Genomic DNA, 14,902 nt, shown 5'->3' on the forward strand with positions numbered 1-14,902 from the left:
GAAGGTCGGGCGGAAAGGTTCAGGAAGTCAGTGTTTTATTCAAGGCCATGGCGGTTCACCGGCCACCAGTCTTCGTCAAGAAGCTGTTCGAGTGCGTAGGGACATTCGGCAGGCAGACCCCACTCATCGACGCGATCTTGTCCAAGCCCGTCGGTGGCAAAGGCGCGTCCACGGCGGAACGCGGACGGAAGATCGATATGCCCCTTCAGGCTGGGACTGTCGGCCAGCGCATCGACGGCGGCCGCACGCTGTTCGCGCACGGACTTCCGCCAACCGCTGCGCGGGTCGGAGGCCGGAGAGAACTCCAGTTTCAGAAGATGCTCGATGATACGGGTAAGGTGGCTGTTGATCGCGCGCCGATCGTTCCTGCCCATGTCCTCGATCTCCTCCGCCACGTGCTCCCAGTCGATGGACGTGTTCAGGCGTTCGCGGGCGGCTTCGCGCAGCAGACGGGCCTGTTCCTGGGTCCAGGCGTAGAAGTCGTCGTCGTACCCGATCCGGCTGTCCATGGCCCTTCCTCCGCGACCGCGATCATCCGCAACACCCTACCACAGGGGGGCGGTCAGGACACCGCCGGCTGCTTCGCCTTCACGCCCAGCATCCGGCAGATGGCCACCGTCAGGTCCGAGCGGTTCAGGGTGTAGAAATGGAAGTCCTTGATGCCCTGGGCCTGGAGCGCCTGGCACTGCTCCGCCGCCATGGTCGCGGCGACGAGTTGCCGGGTCTCCGGGTCGGCGTCCAGCCCCTCGAAGGTCTCGGCGAAGCGCTGGGGCATCGCCGCCCCGCACTTGCCGGCAAACTCCACCGCGCGGGCGAAGTTGGTGATCGGCAGGATGCCCGGCACGATCGGCACGGTGATGCCGGCGGCGGCGCAACGGTCGAGGAAGCGGAAATAAGCGTCGTTGTCGAAGAAGAACTGGGTGATCGCCCGCGTCGCCCCGGCGTCCACCTTGCGCTTCAGGTTGTCCAGGTCGAACTGCGCGCTCGGCGCCTCCGGATGACACTCCGGATAGGCGGCGACGGAGATCTCGAAATCGGCGACCTTCTTCATCCCCGCCACCAGATCGGCGGCGTAGGCGTAGCCGCCGGGATGCGGGACGTAGCGCCCGCCGACCCCGCCCTCGGTCTCCGGCGGATCGCCGCGCAGGGCCACGAGGTGGCGGATGCCGGCATCCCAATAGGTGCGGGCGATGGCGTCGATCTCCTCGCGCGTCGCGCCCACGCAGGTGAAGTGGGCGGCGGCGGGGATGCCCGTCTCCTTCTGGATGCGCGTCACCGTGTTGTGCGTGCGCTCGCGGGTCGAACCGCCGGCCCCGTAGGTCACCGAGACGAAGGATGGGCCGAGCGGGGCGAGGCGCTGGATCGCCTGCCACAGGCTCTGTTCCATCTTCTCCGTCTTGGGCGGGAAGAATTCGAAGCTGACCGACGGGATGCCGGACGTCATGACTGGGCTCCGCTGATGGAGAGGATGGAGGGATCGGCCGGGGATGCGCCCTTCGCGGCGCGCACCGCCGGCCAGATGGATACGGTAAGCGGTTCGCCCGGCAGATGCACCACCGTGCCGCAGTCCAGACCGCATTGGCGGCACCAGGCGGCGACCTCGGCGTCGGAGAAGCCCAGCCGGCGGTGTGCATGCTCCGCCCGCAGGGACTCCAGGGCATGGGGAGCGAAATCGACGAGCAGCAGCAGGCCGCCGGGTCGCAGCACCCGCGCCGCCTCGGCCAGCAGATCGGCCGGCGCCTCCGCGAAATGCAGCACCTGATGGACGACCGCCGCGTCGAAGGACCCGGACGGAAAGGGAAGCTGGTACATGTCCGCCTGCCGCACATGGCAGTGGCGGAGCGCCGTGTCCTCCAGCTTGGTGCGGGCGATGGACAGCATCTCGCGCGACTGGTCGACGCCCACGGCGCGCCGGGCGCGCGGCCCCAGCACCTCCAGCATGCGGCCCGTGCCGGTGCCGATGTCCAGGAGATCCCCCACGCCGTCGGCGGGGATCAGGCGCAGCAGCGCCTCCTCCACCTCGCGTTCCGGGACGTGGAGGGAGCGGATTTCATGCCAGCGGGCGGCGTTCTCGCGGAAGTAGCTGGCCGCCGCCTCGGAGCGGGTGCGCTTGATCGCCTCCAGCCGCTCCAGGTCCAGCGTCAGCGTCGGGTCGTCGGACGGGATCGCATCGACCAGCACCCGCGCCAGCTCCGCCGAGGCACCGCGCTCCGTCAGCCGGTAGAAGGCGAAGGTGCCCTCGCGGAAGCGGTCGAGAAGACCGGCGTCGCACAGGAGCTTCAGATGGCGGGACACCCGCGGCTGGCTCTGCCCCAGGATCTGGGTCAGCTCGGTCACCGTCAGCTCGCCATGCGCGCACAGCGCCAGCAGCCGAAGCCGCGTGGTCTCCGCCGCCGCCTTCAATGTCGCAAGCAGTTCGTCCATGACCGCCGACACCGTCCCGAAACGCCCCGAAGGGCCGGCGGACCACCACGGCCCGCCATGCGGGATACAGATATAAAGATATCTTTATGCAGCGTAAACACGTTTTCTCCGATCACGCTTTCTATCGGGCGGTTCCGGCCGACGGGAAGCCCGGAGGGGACGCGAAGGGCGCGGCAATCCTACCACATAGGGCGGTATCCGTATGACGACCTCGCGTGGCACGCTGGTCAAAAGGCGGCGCCTGTGTTAGGCACGGAACAAAGGGATCGCACGGATTTTCCGGGCGATGTCCTGTCCGGCAGCGTCCGTTGCCGCCCGGCGAGGGGTCGAACCCTTTGGACGTGGCGCGACGGGGCCGCGGAATCGGATGCCCCGCCCAAAGTCGTGTCCCCAGAAAGAGCCGTCGCCGATGAAGCTGGCCAACCTCTCCCGCTCCCTTCTTCGCTCGGCCGCCGTGGCCGTCGTCGCCCTCGGCATGGCGGGCTGCGCAACCGCGCCCGGCAGCAGCGAGGCCGACGTCACGGTGAGCGATCCGCTGGAGATTCCCAACCGATTTGTCTTCGCCGTCAACGAGACCGCGGACATCCTGCTGATCCGTCCGGCGACGGAGGTCTATGTGGGAGTCGTCCCCGACCCGTTGCGCCAGGCGGTTCACAACTTCATCCAGAACCTGCTCGGCCCGCTCTACATCGCAAACAACCTGCTGCAAGGCGATTTCGAGGGCGCCCAGGTCGCCACCGGCCGGTTCATGACCAACACCATCCTCGGCATCGGCGGCCTCGCCGACGTGGCGACGGAGGCTGGAATCGGCGACCGTCCGGAGGATTTCGGCCAGACGCTGGGTGTCTGGGGCGTCGGACCCGGCCCTTATGTGGTGCTGCCGTTCCTCGGCCCGTCGAACGTCCGCGACACGCTGGGCTACGGCGTCGACACGCTGGCCGACCCGTTCCGCATCGGCACCAACGCCGCCGGGGCGGACAACGTGATGTACGGGCGGACCGCCGCCGCCGGTCTGGACCGCCGCTCGCAGCTCCTGCGCGAGATCGACGACCTGCGCAAGAACTCGCTGGACTTCTACGCGACGGCCCGCAGCCTCTACGCGCAGCAGCGCCGCGCCGCGATCGCCAACGACATCGCGCCGGCGACGCCGGATTTCCCCGATTTCGACGAACCCGCCAAGAAATAAGGAGGAGGCTTGCCGCGGTGCGACCGTCCGCGCTCGATCCTTTGGCCGATTGAGTGTTGACAAAGCCCCCGCGGCAGCCACTTTTGCCTTGCCATGCTGACACGTCGCCTGTTTCTCGTGTGCGCGGCCCTGCTCGCGGTGAGCAGCTGGGCCGCCCGTCCCGCCGCCGCACAATCGGCCGATCCGGGCGCGACCGCGTTCATCCAATCGCTGGGGAACGAGGCCGTCGCCACCTTCTCGAACAAGAGCCTGTCGCGCGAGCAGGCGGTGCAGCGCTTCCGCGGCCTGCTCTATCAGGGCTTCGACGTGGCCTACATCGGGCGCTGGGTGCTGGGCCGCTACTGGAATTCCGCCACGCCGCAGCAGCACGACGAGTACCAGAAGCTGTTCGAACGGCTGATCGTCAACACCTACGCCGACCGCTTCGTCGAATATTCGGGCGAGACCTTCCGGATCAGCGGGTCCCGCGTCGAAGGCGAGGCGGACACCATGGTCTCCACCCAGATCGTCCGCCCCAACGGCCCGCCGGTGAATGTGGACTGGCGCGTGCGCAAGCGCGACACCGCCTACAAGATCATCGACGTGGTGGTCGAGGGCGTCAGCATGGGTGTGACCCAGCGCCAGGAATTCGCCTCCGTCATCGGCCAGAACGGCGGGCGGGTCGAAGGGCTGCTCCAGGCGCTCCGCCAGAAGGTTGGCAGCGCCGGCTGATCCTTTGTACCGCGCGCCTGGGACGACCGGGCCATCTCAAGGGCCGCCTTCGGGCGGCCCTTTTTCGTGGCTCCTTTTTAATGCCCCCTTTCCATGGCCCCATTTCATGAAGATCCAAACGGCGATTCCGTGACGAACACCGCCGGAAGGGGTATGGTCGCGCCCGAAGCCTCTCTTGTGTGTGTTGCAGCAGCGGGCGCCCCATCCGATGGCCGACCGGACTCCGAACGAGATCGAAGAGATCAAGGCGATCATCCTCGCCCACCAGACGTGGCTGACGCGCCGCGGCGGGCGGCGGGCCGACCTCAGCTTCCGTGACCTTTCAGGCCTCAACCTCGATCGGGTGAATCTGAACGGGGCGAAGCTGGCCGGAACCAATCTGGTCGGCGCCCGCCTCGTCCGGGCCGACCTCTCGCAGGCGGACCTGTTCGGCGCCGACATGGAAGGGGCGAACCTGACCGCCGCGACCCTGATCGGGGCGGACCTGCGCGGCGCCAACCTGCACCGGGCCATCCTGACCGACGCCAACCTGCGCGGCGCCGACTTCCGCGCCGGGGCGCTGATGAACGGAACGGACGACAGGCCGCGCAGCGATGGCGTCACCCGCCTGACCGAGGCGAAGATGGAGCGCTCCATCCTGGCCGGCGCGAACTTCACGGGCTGCGACCTCAGCGGCGCCGACCTCAACGACGCCGACCTGACGGGCGCCGACATGACCGCGGCGGTGCTGGTCGGTGCCGATTTCTGGGGCGCCACGCTGGACGGCGTGACGTTCGACGGCACGACCATCGACGAGGCGACGCTCGACCGCAACTACCTGCCCGCCTCCCTTCCCAAGAACGCCATCGTCAAGCCGGCCTACAAGCCGATGCCGTCCGAGGCGTTCCTGGAGGCCGTCGCCGAGCATGAGCGCTGGGTGAACAGCCAGGGAGCGGAGGGCCGCCACCTCGATCTCGACCTCGTGTCGGTGATCGGGGCCGACCTGACCGGCCGCGTGCTCGCCGCGGCGCGGCTGCGCCGCTGCCGCCTGATGGGCGTGCGGCTGCGCAAGGCGAGCCTGGAGATGGCCGACCTCTCCTACACCGAGATGATCGGGGCCGACCTGACGGAGGCCTGCCTGAACGGCACCAACCTGCGCCGCGCCGGGCTGTCCCGCGCCGTCCTGGCGCGCGCCGACGCCCGGCCCGCCCGCCTGTCCGGGGATCGCCCCTGGCCCGCCAACTTCGACGGCGCCAACCTGACCGGCGCCGACCTGCGCGATGCGCGAATGGAGGATGCGGTGCTGCGCTCCGCCAAGCTGGGCGGCGCGAAACTCGACGGCACCGGAATCACGGTGACGGTGCACACCGCGCCACCGCCGCTGCCAGCGCCGGAAGAGCGGCGGGCGCAGAAGCGCTACGCCCAGCCCTGTCTGGTCGTCCAGACCGACCGCGGCACCCACTCCTCCCGCAACTGGTCGATCGGCGGGATCTGCCTCTACGCGCCGGACGATCGGTTCGAGGAGGGCGAGACGATCGAGGGGCGCCTGTCCATGGCCGGGCGGGACGACATCATGGCCACCGCGCGGATGGTCGTGGTGCACAAAGGCGTGGGGAAGGGGCAGGTGTCCGTGCGCTTCCACCAGTATGGCGACGATCTCAAGCAGCTCTTGAAGACCGCCTTCCTGGAGCATCAGAAGCTGGAGGGGTGACCGGAAGACGCTCCCTCTCCCGAGGCGGGAGAGGGAGTTCGCCGGAGCCGCTTACGAACGGACCAGCGGCTTGTACTTGATGCGGTGCGGGTTCACCGCATCCTCGCCCAGACGGCGCTTCTTGTCGGCTTCGTAGGCTTCGAAGTTGCCCTCGAACCACTCCACATGGCTGTCGCCTTCGAAGGCCAGGATGTGGGTGGCGAGGCGGTCGAGGAACCAGCGATCGTGGCTGATGACCACGGCGCAGCCGGCGAAGCTCTCCAGCGCCTCCTCCAGCGCGCGCAGCGTGTCGACGTCCAAATCGTTGGTCGGTTCGTCGAGCAACAGCACGTTGGCGCCGGACTTCAGCATCTTGGCGAGATGGACGCGGTTGCGTTCACCGCCGGAGAGCTGGCCGACCTTCTTCTGCTGGTCCGGACCGCGGAAGTTGAAGGACGAGACGTAGGCGCGGCTCGGCATCGACTTCTTGCCGAGGTCGATCACGTCCAGCCCGTCGGATATCTCCTCCCACACCGTCTTGTTCGGGTTCAGCGTATCGCGGCTCTGGTCGACATAGCCCAGCTTCACCGTGTCGCCGACGCGGAAGGCGCCGGCGTCCGGCCCCTCCTGTTCGGTGATCATGCGGAACAGGGTGGTCTTGCCGGCGCCGTTCGGGCCGATCACGCCGACGATGCCGCCCGGCGGAAGGCGGAAGGACAGGCCGTCGATCAGCAGACGATCGCCGAAGCCCTTGTTGATGCTCTCGGCCTCGATGACGACGTTGCCCAGGCGCGGCGGCGTCGGGATGACGATGCGGGCCTCGCCCGTCGCCTCCTTGCCGCTCTCGGCCAGCAGCGTCTCGTAGGCGGAGATGCGGGCCTTGCTCTTGGCCTGACGGGCGCGCGGAGACTGCCGGATCCATTCCAGCTCGGTGGAGAGCTGCTTCTGGCGGGCCTCCTCAGCGCGGCCTTCCTGCTCCAGCCGCTTCTGCTTCTGCTCCAGCCAGGAGGAGTAGTTGCCCTCGTAGGGGATGCCGGCGCCGCGGTCGAGTTCGAGAATCCAGCCCGTCACGTTGTCGAGGAAGTAGCGGTCGTGGGTGACCAGGACGACGGTGCCCTTGTAGTCCTCAAGATGCTTCTGGAGCCACGCCACGGACTCCGCGTCCAGATGGTTGGTCGGCTCGTCGAGCAGCAGCAGGTCGGGCTTTTCCAGCAGCAGCTTGCACAGAGCCACGCGGCGCTTCTCGCCGCCGGACAGCTTGGTCACGTCGGCGTCGCCCGGCGGGCAGCGCAGCGCGTCCATGGCGATCTCGACCGTGCGGTCGATGTCCCAGGCGTCGGCGGCGTCGATCTTCTCCTGAAGCTCGGCCTGCTCGGCCAGCAGCGCGTCGAAGTCGGCGTCGGGTTCGCCCATCGCCTCCGACACGGCGTTGAAGCGGTCCAGCAGGCCCTTGGTCTCGGCCAGGGCCTCCAGGACGTTCTCCTGCACCGTCTTCGTCGGGTCGAGCTGCGGCTCCTGCGGCAGGTAGCCGACCTTGGCCCCCTGCGCGACCCAGGCCTCGCCCGAGTAATCCTTGTCCAGACCGGCCATGATCTTCATCAGCGTCGACTTACCGGAGCCGTTGACACCGAGAACGCCGATCTTCACGCCGGGCAGGAAGGACAGCCAGATGTTGTCCAGAACCTTCTTGCCGCCGGGGTAGACCTTGGACAGGCCCTTCATCACATAAACATATTGATAGGACGCCATGCGCCGCTCCGCCCCTTCTGCACAAAAAGGAAAAATTTCAGGACGCCACCGGCGGCGCCACTTCGCTCGCCCAGGGTTTTAGCGCATAAGGACGCGGCATGAAACGGCGAAGGAGGGAGGCCGGGTGGTCGAGATTTATGTGGATGCCGATGCCTGCCCGGTAAAGGCCGAAATTTACCGGGTGGCCGGGCGCAGCGGAATCAAGGTCTGGATCGTCAGCAACGGCCCGCTCCGCCTGCCCAACGAATGCCTGTCGGAGCTGGTCGTCGTCGGGTCGGAGTTCGACGCCGCCGACAACTGGATCGCGGAACACGCGACCGAGGCCGACATCGTGGTGACCGCCGACATCCAGTTGGCCGACCGCTGCGTCAAGAACCGCGCCGTGGTGATCGGCCCGACCGGCCGCCCCTTTACGGAGGACAGCATCGGCTCGGCCATCGCCACCCGCGCGCTGATGCAGGACCTGCGCGACATGGGCGTGGTCAGCGGCGGCAACAAGCCGATGAGCCAGCAGGACAAGTCGAAGTTCCTGCAGACGCTCGACCAGGCGGTGCAGGCGCTGAAGGCCGGGCGGCGGCCGAAATGGCGCTGAACCTTTGTTTGGGCCGCGTTCACTCCGGCAGCGCGCCGGCCTGACCGGCCGCGAAGGCCCGCGCCTGCCCGTGCGTGGCGATGCCCCGTTGGTCCAGCCGCGTCATCAGCGCCGCCGCCAGCTCCGCCTCGACCAGGGTGGGAGCGAAGGGACCCATGCGGCCGTCGGTGGCGATGCCGAAGGACGCGGACAGCCGTTCCAGCGACGCCCCCTCCAGCGCCGGGTCGAGGGCTGCGGCCAGCCGCGCAAGGTCGAGCGCCGGTGGCGCCTCCGGCTCCGGCAGACCGGCGTCGCGGCAGGCGCGGGCCAGTGTGCCGAGCGCCGTATCCACCCCCCAGCCGACCACCGCGCAGCCGCGCAAGGCGTCGGCGACCACCGGCCAGGCCGCGGCGAAAGGGCGTGCGCCCGCCACCATCGCCGTGGTCACGCCGTGGAGCGCGGTGCCCTCCGCCGGAATGGGCGCGCCGGGATCGATGAACAGCTCCAGCGACAGGTTGCGGAAGACGCGCGGCCCGACCATCCGCACCGTGCCCACCGCGACGACCGGCCCCTCCTCCGGGTGCCCGGTGGCGGTGGCGACCCACAGGCTCACCATCGGCAGGGCCAGCAGCGGGTCCTCGTCGCCGAGATGGACGGGACGGGCGGTGGGGCGCAGAAGCCGCCGCTCCCCGGACAGCAGCGGCTGCGCCTCCCCTGCCTTCGCCGGGAACACCAGGGCGATCCCCGACTGAAGCCCCAGATCCTTGACGCGGACCGGCACCTCCCCCCCTTGGGCGCGGCGCAACAGGGCGGAGACCAGCTGGCCGTCCTCGCGCGCCCGCTCGATGGCGCGGAACAGTTCGGGGCGCGACAGGTGGTCGTAGATGTCGGCCCCGGCGGACAGCCCCAGATGGGCGGAGGCCGCGGGGTTCAGCGTGTCGATCCGCCCGAAATCGTCGAGCACCACCACCGGCTCCTCCAGCGCGGCGATCACCCCGGCCAACCGCTCGCCCGGGCGATGCTCCCCATGGCGGCCATGGCGCAGCGCCTCCGCCGCCGCGCGCGCGAGGTCGCCGGCCTCGTCCTCCTTCGCATCGGCGGCGAGGGAGACGGCGCTGCGCCCGCGCCACCCCGACAGGGTCTCGCGCAGCCGGCCCAGATCGCGGAAATGACGGTTCAGCCGGGCGAAGGCCATCCACAGCGCCAGCACGCCGAGCCCGACCGCCCCCATATCCAGCAAGGAACGCTCCGGGTCGGCGACGGCCAGCCGCCCGATCTCCACCCCCAGGAAGGCGAGCGCCATGCCCGCCACCGCAAAGCCCAGAACCGCCGAACGCCACGCCCCGCCCCGCATCGGGCCGCCTCCACACACCGTACGAATGGCGCGACTGTAACGCTCCCGGATGCCGGCGGAAAGGGAGCGGGCGGGTCAGCCCTCCCGCTCCCGCCCCATCGCTCCGCCGCTAATCCGCCGCGAAGCAGTAGAACAGCCCCGCACCGCCCGTGCCTTTGAGAGCGTCCTGGCTGCAGCCGCCCCGCGTCAGATGCGAACTGTTCCAGGATTTGGCCGGCGGGTCGTCGCCGAGGCCGATGCGGTCGTGGTGGCCGACCATGGCGGTGCCCTCCGTCCCGCTGCGGGTCCAGTTGCCGCAAGTCCGGTCCTCCGCGCCGCCGAAGGCGGTGCCGTCCGGCTGGCTGCCGGTCAGGATGTCGTGGGTGTTGGGGGTGTCGCCGCGGCCATTGACCATCTCGCCGGTTTCGGTGAGGCCGGTCTGCTTGGTCAGGCCATTGTTGGCGTGAAGATCCTCCACGCTGCGGGCGATCACCTGCCCTTTCACGTTCTGCCAGGGGCCGGCGCCGATGCGGTCGCGGGCGTTCACCGCCGGCCGGCCATCCGCCGCCTGGGTGGACAGGTAGGCCTTCCAGTCGCGGTTCCCCGCCCCGACGGCCTGCGCCAGTTGCCGGCAATGGCGGTCCGCCCCCTCCAGCCCACCCAGATCGGCGCCCTTCCCCGATCCGACGCTGGTGATGAAGAAGCTCATGCTTGCGGAACCGCCGCCCGCTGAACGGTCGGACGTCTGCGCCGGTGCCGGCGCCGCCGACAGCAGAATTCCGATCGCGAGCGCAGCCCCAATGCCAGCCCCGGAGATCTTGCCGTCCATGGATGCCCTCCCCTGTCTTGTTGTTTGGACGATGGTTCCTCCTGGACGCCCGGACGCAAGGCTTTATTCCCACTCCCCTTCGGTGCATCGCCCACCCGCACGGCCGATCCTTCTTTTTTCCCCTTCCGATGCGGCACGGAATCCTTATCTTCCCTGGCGGCCTCGCCCCACCGGCCAATCAAAATGATTTAGTACGAATTTCAAACCAATCTCCCTTCTTATCGCTCGAAAGCTTCATGCAACTCAAAATAATTATGAGAATAAGCGCGAACAATCACACGCTCTCGTTATCCGGTTTTTAAAGATTCAAAGACTTATTCGACCGCTGTTAATCGCTCATTAAGGCAGTTTTGGCAGATTTGATCTTGCGTTCTCCTTCACATTTTTGGGTCCGGCGATGGTGATGGTCTACCACCCTTACGCGCTCCAGCATCGGCAGGAACGGCGGTCCGGGCGCAGGCTTGCGCTGGCGTTGATCGTCGCGCTCGGCCTCCCCCTGGCGGTGGGCGCCGGCTACACCCTGGAAACGGTGCGCGGCTACGCGGTCCAGGCCCGCTTGGCGCAGGCGGTGGACGCGGCGGCGCTGGCCGGCGGGCGGGTCATGTTCGACGACCAGCGTGACGGCCACATCCGCACCTTCTTCGACAATGCCTTTTCCAGGAGCTTTCTCGGCGCCCACGCCGCGGTGCTGAGGATCGAGGACGATACGAACAGCGGCGTTCTGACGGTGCATGGCCGGGCGACGGTGAAGGCGCTGTTCACCCGCGTCCTGGGCGGCAGCGATCTGGTCGTGGAAGCCCAATCGGTCGTCCGGCGCAACGTCCGGGGCCGCAAAGGGTCTTAAGCCCTCCGAACCGCAACCCCCGGCGCCGTCGGATGGACAGCCACCACGGCGCCGCGCCCTTGCCCGAATTTTTTAAGGCATCGGGAAGCTTTGCGCTGATACCATGCGCGACTAGGCCCACCCACAACCCGCCGCGCTCCCGTGTCCAGCATTCCGTCCCTATCATCGCCGTCCAACGCGCAGTCCCTGTCCGGGATGGGCCGGCTTCGGCAGATGCTGGCCAGCGAAGCCATCGCGGTGCAGCCGATCCGGCGCGTGCCGGGGGAAGCGGAACGCCGACGGTCCGACGATGTCTCGGCCGCCGACGATGCGCTGAAAGGCGGAAACCGGACGGAATTGGGGGAAGCGGAAAGCAACCGCGCCCGCCGCGCCGGCTCCTCGTCCAAATTCGCGCTGGACGATGCTGAAGGTGACGACGGACCAGTGACCGGCGCGTCGCCGCGCCTGAGCGCCACCCCCAACGCCGGCTTCATCGCGCAGAGCATCCATCAGGACGCGATGGGCAGCGGCCTGCACATCGAGCCCTGGTCCGCCGCCATCACCGCTTACCGCAAGGCCGATGCCGCGGCCTATGCGGCCGGGACGTCGGCGGGGATGTCCGTCTAGGCGGCGGACCGTTCCCCATCTCTTAAGACGAGGAATCCTCGCCGTAGATCTGCTCCTGCTGGTAGGCGGTCAGGCCCACACGCTGGATCAGGTCGAGCTGGGTTTCCAGCCAGTCGATGTGCTCCTCGGTGTCCTCCAGGATCTCCCGGAAGATTTCGCGGCTCTGATAGTCACGCACCGCGTCGCAGTCGGCGATGGCCTCCAGCAGGTTGCCCCGGTTGTGGCTCTCGATGCCAAGGTCGGCGGTGAACATCTCCGGCAGATCCTCGCCGATCTTCAGCTTGTGCAGGTCCTGGAGGTTGGGAAGCCCTTCCAGGAACAGGATGCGCTCGATCAGCTTGTCGGCGTGCTTCATCTCGCCGATCGATTCCTCGTAGACCTTGTGCGCCAGCCGGTGCAGGCCCCAGTTCTTCAACATGCGGGCGTGCAGGAAATACTGGTTGATGGCGGTCAGCTCGTTCGTCAGAATCGTGTTGAGGTGCCGGATAACCTTCGGATCACCTTTCATCTACCCCTCCGTCTTGATTGGCCGCGCGGCACGGCGCACGGCGCGCTGTTCTTTTGCCCGACGACTGGCGCCAAGTGTAAGCCAATAGCGCAGGATCGCAATCGGCTTCCGGTTCGGCTGGCTTCACGACCGCTCGCCGCGGACCGCCTCGGCCAGCCGGCGCACCCCCTCGTCCCCGGCCATCGCCTCCACCGGCAGGCCCAGGCGGCGGCGCCAGTTGGGATGCTGGTCCACGGTGCCCGGAAGGTTCGGCTGCTCCACCTCGCCCAGCGCGTCCTCGATCTGCACCATGGCGATGCGGCCCGGCGAGCGGGCGAGGTAACGGTGCACCGCCTCCATCAGCTCGCGCGAGAAGGGTTGCGAACCCTCGTTGTTCGGGTAGCGGACCGGGCGCAACCCTTCCCGCTCCAGTGCCTGGAGCATCCACCAACGGTCCACGCCGCGGTCCCAGACGTCCTTGTTGCGCGCCGCCTCGTCGGGGTAGAGGTCGAGCCGGGCGCGCCAGTCGAGGTCGCGGTTGGTCCAGAAGCCCTTGAAGGTGGCGAGGTCGTGGGTGGTCACCGTGACCATGGCCCCGGCGGGATACTCCTCCGGCGCCTTGAACCCGCCGTCGGCGCTGCGCTCGAAATACAGCACGCGGTAGCTGAGGATGCCCGCCCGCTCCAGCGCCGGGCGGAAGCCTTCCGGCACGGTCCCGAGATCCTCGCCGATGACGATGCAGCGGTTACGCCGGCTTTCCAGCGCGATGATCCGCAGCAGGTCCTCGAACGGGTACTCGACATAGGCGCCGTCGCTGCCGTCCGCCGGAATCCAGAACAGGTGCTGCAGGGCCATCACATGGTCGATGCGCAGCGCCCCGGCGTGGCGCATGTTGGCGCGCAGCATGGCGATGAAGCTGCTGTAGGCCGATTCGCGCAGGCCCACCGGCGACAGCGGGGCGAGGCCCCAATTCTGCCCCTTCATGTTGAACTGGTCCGGCGGCGCGCCGACGTTGGCGCCCTGCACCAGAATGTCCGACTCGCCCCAGGCCGCCGCCCCGCCGGGATGCGCCGCCACGGCGAGGTCGCGGTAGAAGCCGAGGGGCAGCCCGGCCCGCCGCCCGCGCTCCGCCGCCGTGCCGAGCTGACGGTCGGCCTCCCATTGCAGATACTCGAAGAAGCCCACCCGCTCGGCCTGCTCGGCGGCAAAGGCCTGGACCTCCGGGCTGTCCGGGTGCTGGAAGGCCGCCGGCCAAGTCCGCCACATCCATTGGGACGGGTCGCGGCGGTAGAAATGCTCGTGCAGCGCCTCGAACACGGCGTGGCGGCGCAGCGGCTCGCCCATCTCGCGCCGGAACGTCTCGAACGCCTCGCGCCGCGCGTCGCTCTCGCCGAGCGCCCGGAAGGTCGTGTGCAGCGCCTCCAGAACCGGCATCTTCAGGGCGGAAACGGCGGGATAATCCACCAGTTCCGTCGCCCGCGCGGCGGCCAGCCGCTGCCGGAAGTCCTCCGAGGCGATGAGGGCCTGCGCCTGCGGGGTGGCCGCCAGCTCCGGCACCCGCTCCACGTCGATGTAGAGGCTGTTGAGGAAGGTCCGGCTGCTCGGCGAATAAGGGCCGATGTGGTTGGGGTCGGCCGGGAACAGCGCGTGCAGCGGATTCAGCCCGACCAGCCCGGCCCCGAGCCCCGCCGCCGTCTCGGCGAAGCGCCCGAGATCGTCGAAGTCGCCGATGCCCCAGTCGTCACTGCTCTTCAATGCGTAGAGCTGGAGGCCGATGCCCCAGGTCCGCCCGCCGGGAACCACGTCCTCCACCGTCAGGCAGCGCTGCGGCGCGACGATCAGCACCGTGCCGCCCTCCAGCGTCCCTCCCACGCCTTGAGGACGGATCACCACCGTCAGCCGGTGATAGCCGAGCGGCAGGGTCGGCGGCAGGCGGGTGGACACCGTGCGCCGCTCGTAGGCCACGCCGTCGAGCACCCGCTGCTCGGCCAGCGGCAGATTGCCGACGCGCAGCGACGCGCGGTGGGCGAGCCCGTCCTCCTCAGTCAGCGTCCAGGTCAGCTCGGCGTCCTCCAACCCGGCCGGGACGGCCAGCGCGAGGCCGAGCGGCGCGCCCTCGTCGATCACCAGGACGGGGGGCAGCATGCGGCGCCACGCCCGGTCCTCCACCGCGTGCAGGCTCCCCGCCAGTTCCTCGCCGTTGCCGGCGGGATAGCCCATGGCGGCGGACAGAGCCCGCTTCGTCGCGTCGGAGGTCTCGCGCCGGTTGCCCCAGATGTCATGGTAGAAGGGCTCGATGCCAAGCCGTTCGGCAAGCCGGTCGAGATCGCTCATTCAGGGTTCCCCGCGGTTATCGGTCGTGGCGTCTTGGTGGTGTCATTCTGGCCGCAACGGCCTGCGCGCGAGCATTGCGCGTCGGGCCGATTCCGTCCAGCCCCGAACATTCGAATTTTCATATTTACCGCAACGCTTTCGCGTGCGGCGACGGGGCAT

The 14,902-nt window shown here is 68.6% G+C and carries 14 protein-coding genes; 6 read left to right on the forward strand and 8 right to left on the reverse strand.

The genetic code is table 11. The features are described 5' to 3' along the window. Positions 1-35 precede the first annotated feature (35 nt). Genes AC1DVI_RS21265 through AC1DVI_RS21275 form a run of 3 tightly spaced genes read right to left on the reverse strand, consistent with a single transcriptional unit; the run spans position 36 to position 2,424 of the window. Positions 36-509, reverse strand: coding sequence for a DUF29 domain-containing protein (locus AC1DVI_RS21265; protein WP_476959664.1), 474 nt, complete (start codon positions 507-509; stop codon positions 36-38). Between the two features lie 53 nt (positions 510-562). Then, positions 563-1,444, reverse strand: coding sequence for a methylenetetrahydrofolate reductase [NAD(P)H] (gene metF / locus AC1DVI_RS21270; protein WP_464877824.1), 882 nt, complete (start codon positions 1,442-1,444; stop codon positions 563-565). After that, positions 1,441-2,424: an ArsR/SmtB family transcription factor gene (locus tag AC1DVI_RS21275; RefSeq protein ID WP_149163445.1), complete on the reverse strand. Its 984-nt coding sequence runs from the start codon at positions 2,422-2,424 to the stop codon at positions 1,441-1,443. Before AC1DVI_RS21275 ends, metF begins: the two co-directional genes overlap by 4 nt. A 409-nt stretch (positions 2,425-2,833) precedes the next feature. Between AC1DVI_RS21275 and AC1DVI_RS21280 the strand changes: the two genes are divergently transcribed. The 3 genes from AC1DVI_RS21280 to AC1DVI_RS21290 all read left to right on the forward strand — a co-directional run bounded on the left by AC1DVI_RS21280 (position 2,834) and on the right by AC1DVI_RS21290 (position 6,011). Then, the gene (locus tag AC1DVI_RS21280) at positions 2,834-3,610 is read left to right on the forward strand and encodes an MlaA family lipoprotein (RefSeq protein ID WP_476959665.1); all 777 of its coding nucleotides are present in this window, start codon (positions 2,834-2,836) and stop codon (positions 3,608-3,610) included. A 93-nt stretch (positions 3,611-3,703) separates the two neighbouring features. Next, positions 3,704-4,321, forward strand: a complete 618-nt coding sequence (locus AC1DVI_RS21285) for an MlaC/ttg2D family ABC transporter substrate-binding protein (protein WP_149163443.1) — start codon at positions 3,704-3,706, stop codon at positions 4,319-4,321. A 208-nt stretch (positions 4,322-4,529) separates the two neighbouring features. Continuing rightward, the gene (locus AC1DVI_RS21290; protein ID WP_476959666.1) at positions 4,530-6,011 is read left to right on the forward strand and encodes a pentapeptide repeat-containing protein; all 1,482 of its coding nucleotides are present in this window, start codon (positions 4,530-4,532) and stop codon (positions 6,009-6,011) included. Positions 6,012-6,062: 51 nt separating this feature from the next. Here the strand turns inward: AC1DVI_RS21290 and ettA are convergent, their stop codons facing one another. Beyond that, positions 6,063-7,739, reverse strand: a complete 1,677-nt coding sequence (ettA, locus tag AC1DVI_RS21295; RefSeq protein WP_149163441.1) for an energy-dependent translational throttle protein EttA — start codon at positions 7,737-7,739, stop codon at positions 6,063-6,065. A gap of 124 nt (positions 7,740-7,863) precedes the next feature. On the opposite strand from ettA, the gene AC1DVI_RS21300 reads away from it, so the two are divergent. Further along, positions 7,864-8,331: a YaiI/YqxD family protein gene (locus AC1DVI_RS21300; protein ID WP_145626027.1), complete on the forward strand. Its 468-nt coding sequence runs from the start codon at positions 7,864-7,866 to the stop codon at positions 8,329-8,331. Positions 8,332-8,350: 19 nt separating this feature from the next. Here the strand turns inward: AC1DVI_RS21300 and AC1DVI_RS21305 are convergent, their stop codons facing one another. Both AC1DVI_RS21305 and AC1DVI_RS21310 read right to left on the reverse strand, forming a co-directional pair. Beyond that, positions 8,351-9,664, reverse strand: a complete 1,314-nt coding sequence (locus AC1DVI_RS21305) for a 3'-5' exonuclease (protein ID WP_476959667.1) — start codon at positions 9,662-9,664, stop codon at positions 8,351-8,353. Positions 9,665-9,773: 109 nt separating this feature from the next. Next, positions 9,774-10,472, reverse strand: coding sequence for a hypothetical protein (locus AC1DVI_RS21310; RefSeq protein WP_476959668.1), 699 nt, complete (start codon positions 10,470-10,472; stop codon positions 9,774-9,776). 403 nt (positions 10,473-10,875) lie between these two features. Here AC1DVI_RS21310 and AC1DVI_RS21315 point away from each other — a divergent pair, with 403 nt between their 5' ends. Both AC1DVI_RS21315 and AC1DVI_RS21320 read left to right on the forward strand, forming a co-directional pair. Further along, positions 10,876-11,316 (forward strand): hypothetical protein, encoded by a 441-nt coding sequence (locus tag AC1DVI_RS21315; protein ID WP_476959669.1) that lies wholly within the window; start codon positions 10,876-10,878, stop codon positions 11,314-11,316. 213 nt (positions 11,317-11,529) lie between these two features. Then, complete coding sequence (locus tag AC1DVI_RS21320; protein ID WP_149163437.1) at positions 11,530-11,922, forward strand: hypothetical protein; 393 nt, start codon at positions 11,530-11,532, stop codon at positions 11,920-11,922. Between the two features lie 22 nt (positions 11,923-11,944). Here AC1DVI_RS21320 and bfr read toward each other — a convergent pair whose 3' ends face one another. Together bfr and malQ are read right to left on the reverse strand one after the other, a co-directional pair. Beyond that, positions 11,945-12,430, reverse strand: coding sequence for a bacterioferritin (gene bfr / locus AC1DVI_RS21325; RefSeq protein WP_145626032.1), 486 nt, complete (start codon positions 12,428-12,430; stop codon positions 11,945-11,947). Positions 12,431-12,553: 123 nt separating this feature from the next. Continuing rightward, a complete protein-coding gene (gene malQ, locus AC1DVI_RS21330; RefSeq protein WP_476959670.1) occupies positions 12,554-14,743 on the reverse strand; it encodes a 4-alpha-glucanotransferase in 2,190 nt (729 codons plus the stop codon). Positions 14,744-14,902: the final 159 nt, after the last annotated feature.

The organism is Azospirillum sp. P4_B5, from assembly GCF_056402275.1.

Excerpts from the sequence above, each read along its gene's own strand:
- AC1DVI_RS21310 (WP_476959668.1), bottom strand. The coding sequence starts at position 10,472 with ATGGACGGCAAGATCTCCGGGGCTGGCATTGGGGCTGCGCTCGCGATC.
- metF (WP_464877824.1), bottom strand. The coding sequence starts at position 1,444 with ATGACGTCCGGCATCCCGTCGGTCAGCTTCGAATTCTTCCCGCCCAAG.
- AC1DVI_RS21285 (WP_149163443.1), top strand. The coding sequence starts at position 3,704 with ATGCTGACACGTCGCCTGTTTCTCGTGTGCGCGGCCCTGCTCGCGGTG.
- AC1DVI_RS21290 (WP_476959666.1), top strand. The coding sequence starts at position 4,530 with ATGGCCGACCGGACTCCGAACGAGATCGAAGAGATCAAGGCGATCATC.
- AC1DVI_RS21305 (WP_476959667.1), bottom strand. The coding sequence starts at position 9,664 with ATGCGGGGCGGGGCGTGGCGTTCGGCGGTTCTGGGCTTTGCGGTGGCG.
- ettA (WP_149163441.1), bottom strand. The coding sequence starts at position 7,739 with ATGGCGTCCTATCAATATGTTTATGTGATGAAGGGCCTGTCCAAGGTC.
- malQ (WP_476959670.1), bottom strand. The coding sequence starts at position 14,743 with ATGAGCGATCTCGACCGGCTTGCCGAACGGCTTGGCATCGAGCCCTTC.
- bfr (WP_145626032.1), bottom strand. The coding sequence starts at position 12,430 with ATGAAAGGTGATCCGAAGGTTATCCGGCACCTCAACACGATTCTGACG.
- AC1DVI_RS21320 (WP_149163437.1), top strand. The coding sequence starts at position 11,530 with ATGCTGGCCAGCGAAGCCATCGCGGTGCAGCCGATCCGGCGCGTGCCG.
- AC1DVI_RS21315 (WP_476959669.1), top strand. The coding sequence starts at position 10,876 with ATGGTCTACCACCCTTACGCGCTCCAGCATCGGCAGGAACGGCGGTCC.
- AC1DVI_RS21280 (WP_476959665.1), top strand. The coding sequence starts at position 2,834 with ATGAAGCTGGCCAACCTCTCCCGCTCCCTTCTTCGCTCGGCCGCCGTG.
- AC1DVI_RS21265 (WP_476959664.1), bottom strand. The coding sequence starts at position 509 with ATGGACAGCCGGATCGGGTACGACGACGACTTCTACGCCTGGACCCAG.
- AC1DVI_RS21275 (WP_149163445.1), bottom strand. The coding sequence starts at position 2,424 with ATGGACGAACTGCTTGCGACATTGAAGGCGGCGGCGGAGACCACGCGG.